3 protein-coding genes are annotated in these 2,895 nt (G+C 38.6%); all 3 read right to left on the reverse strand.

Going from position 1 to position 2,895, the window contains the following annotated elements; translation table 11 throughout:
• Positions 1-52 precede the first annotated feature (52 nt).
• The 3 genes from ACYVAA_RS22590 to ACYVAA_RS22600 all read right to left on the reverse strand — a co-directional run bounded on the left by ACYVAA_RS22590 (position 53) and on the right by ACYVAA_RS22600 (position 2,806).
• Positions 53-904 (reverse strand): transglutaminase family protein, encoded by an 852-nt coding sequence (locus tag ACYVAA_RS22590; RefSeq protein WP_460546273.1) that lies wholly within the window; start codon positions 902-904, stop codon positions 53-55.
• A gap of 238 nt (positions 905-1,142) precedes the next feature.
• Positions 1,143-2,345 (reverse strand): cation:proton antiporter, encoded by a 1,203-nt coding sequence (locus ACYVAA_RS22595; RefSeq protein WP_460546276.1) that lies wholly within the window; start codon positions 2,343-2,345, stop codon positions 1,143-1,145.
• A gap of 275 nt (positions 2,346-2,620) precedes the next feature.
• Positions 2,621-2,806, reverse strand: coding sequence for a hypothetical protein (locus ACYVAA_RS22600; protein ID WP_460546278.1), 186 nt, complete (start codon positions 2,804-2,806; stop codon positions 2,621-2,623).
• Positions 2,807-2,895: the final 89 nt, after the last annotated feature.

Raw genomic sequence — 2,895 nt, forward strand, 5'->3', positions numbered from 1 at the left:
TAACTAAAGCAGGTAAATCCTTATCGCTTGTGTCAATAAGTGAACATCACGATCAATTCGATTTCGCTATAGTCAACGCAGTTTCCATTACTGTTTGGGCATTTCCTCTAAATGATCCGATCACGGGCATGGTATTCCTGTAATGCGCACTTGAGCAAATCGGTACATGTGAGCTTCCAACCACGGTACCATGGCTTGGGTCAAAACCAACCCAACCTGCCCCAGGCAGAAATACTTCCAGCCAGCCGTGAAGTTCATGGACAGGATCATCAGATTCTATATAATAATAACCACTTACAAATTTGGCGGCAATTCCCTGGTGTCGCAAAAGCTGGATTTGCATCCATGCCAGGTCCCTACATGATCCCTTTTTGAGATTGAAGGTTTTGTCTGCAGGAAAAGGTTCCCCCTCTATTCGTGACGCCAGATTGAAATCAGCGTGGATCTGTTTGGTTAAATCACTAATAAAGTGGAGTGTTTTGTAGCCCGACTTCTCCAAAATTTGATTGCCGTATTCTATCAAAGGAATTTCAATCTGGGTTTTGACAAGGGCCCCGCAAAGCAAATCTTTCAGTTTTGGGGCATAATCAAAAGGCAGATCAAAATATCCTTGTGGGAATATGATAAAATCAAACGGGTTATTATCCGCTAATATTACTGATGATTCAGATCGGATATTTAGACTTAAATGCATTCCATCAAACCAACAGAAATGCACAAGGTTATTCTCTGCATCCCATTGTTCCGATAAACCTATTGGCTTGGGAAAAATCGTTAGGCAATCTGTATCAAGTGAATTATAGGGTGAAACACGGGGTTTGAACCTTAAATAATGAGGTTCAATGAATACCTCTTCATCAAATTCATACAGTGTTTCATGAACAATCTTTAGTTTCTTTTCCATTTTCTTTAAGGAATAGCTGTTAATTCAAATTGTGTTACATTTCTACTACTGGCCCCTGTGATGATCGTTTTTGATCCTCTTTTTTGATCTGCAGGCATTTCCATTGTCTTATTGTTTATGAGCAATTTATTTACCTATGGATCCGTAAGATTGAGCCACCATTCATTACACTTTATTCACTTAGTGTCCCCTGCATCATAGTCTATCACCTTCATTATTTATTTACCAATTATCACTTTCATTCTATGGAGCTAATTATTTCAATGACCTTTTTCATAAGGAAAATCCATATCGGACTAAGGATGAGCGTTACTGAAATGGTCGAAATCACTAATTGATAGGTATACTCGGGAATAAGCCCAGCAAAAAACGCCGTAGCTCCTAAAATAAAGCTGAACTCTCCAATCTGGGCCAAAATAGCCCCCGTATATAAACTATCCGTCCAACTTTCCCCCAGAAATCGGACAATCAAGGCATTAATGAAATTATTGGTAATAAAGGCCAATAACGCCATGATAGACACGATCAATAAATTCTCAATCAAAAAGTCTAAGTCAATCAACATCCCCACAGACACAAAAAACAAAGCCACGAAAACGATTCTAAACGCATGGAGACTGCTATGTACCCAAGTTGTTTCTTTGGCTTTGGAAACAATTACTCCCGCAACAAATGCTCCCAATGCGGAGGAAAGGCCAAAAAATGCCGTTAGAATTGAAAAGCCAAAACAAAATGCAAAAGCTAAGAAAACTTGGATTTCATGATCCTGCCTGATCTGCTCCCCAAAGGGTAGTCGTAATTCCTTTTTCTTTAAGGTCCAAAGGGTAATGGCCAGGATTAAGAATCCGCCAATAACCTGTTTTGCTATTTCCAGGGAAGACGGTGTTGCTCCGGCTAAATAATTGAGGAAAATTAACATCGGCACCAGCAATATGTCCTGTACCAACAAAATCCCAATAACATTTTGTCCTAAACCAGATGCAATCAACCCTTTGTCTTGAAGAAAATTTATAACAATAGCAGAGCTGCTCAGACTTATTACAAACCCAAAGACAACTACGTGATAAAACTCCCAGTGCAAAATATAGCCGACGCCCCAAACTGCTCCCACACTGAATATCACCTGAATCAGGGTACCCATGACAGGAATACGCCAGTTGGCAATGATTTTTGGCAGGGATATCTCCATACCAATAAAAAAAAGTAAAAGTACCAGCCCAAAAGCCCCAAGACCCGAAACAAGCGATTTGTCATTCACTAACCCTAGCCCATATGGCCCCATTAATATACCCACAAGGATGTAAGCAATCACATAAGGTTGTCCTAATAATTTAAAAATAAAGCTGGTAAGGATGATTCCTACAGAAATGACGACTAAAATGAAAATAACGGGGTCAATATGGACCACTGCCAAATCGGTTTGTATATTGGAATTCTCCATACCGGATTAACGTCATTGTTTAATTCTAAATTTGATTTTATCATCTTCTTGACCCAAAAAACGGGAATGAACGATATGGCTGGTAATTTGATTTCATACTCCCAAACGGCTAATCTGGTCACTTAGGTTATCAGATTCTCTAATTGGATATTATAACGATATAAGCATTCCCCCCTGTTTGTTCCCTTATTATCCTTTTACCATATTCTGAAAAAATATTCTGGCCTTATCAATTTATTCCAAAACGTAGAAATAAAGACAAATATTTATGAAGACTAGTAGCGCTGAAGTTCTTCAAATAGCAACTCCAATTCCGAACGGGTCTTCTTTAGTCTTTTAGATAAGCGATCAAGCATACTCTCCCTGTCTTCTTTATCGATAATAAAATCATCATCGGTAAGAAAGGGGAACATTCTTTTAAGCAAAACCTTTTGCTCTCTCCAACTTCTAACTATTTTCATATGCTTATAATCAATGTTATAGTGACCGCATTTATTTTCCCTTCGGGCTTAATTTTCTTATAAAATTACTGGCCCAGTTCAACTTCTTC

The sequence above is a fragment of the Echinicola sediminis genome, assembly GCF_054777495.1.

Excerpts from the sequence above, each read along its gene's own strand:
- ACYVAA_RS22590 (WP_460546273.1), bottom strand. The coding sequence starts at position 904 with ATGGAAAAGAAACTAAAGATTGTTCATGAAACACTGTATGAATTTGAT.
- ACYVAA_RS22595 (WP_460546276.1), bottom strand. The coding sequence starts at position 2,345 with ATGGAGAATTCCAATATACAAACCGATTTGGCAGTGGTCCATATTGAC.
- ACYVAA_RS22600 (WP_460546278.1), bottom strand. The coding sequence starts at position 2,806 with ATGAAAATAGTTAGAAGTTGGAGAGAGCAAAAGGTTTTGCTTAAAAGA.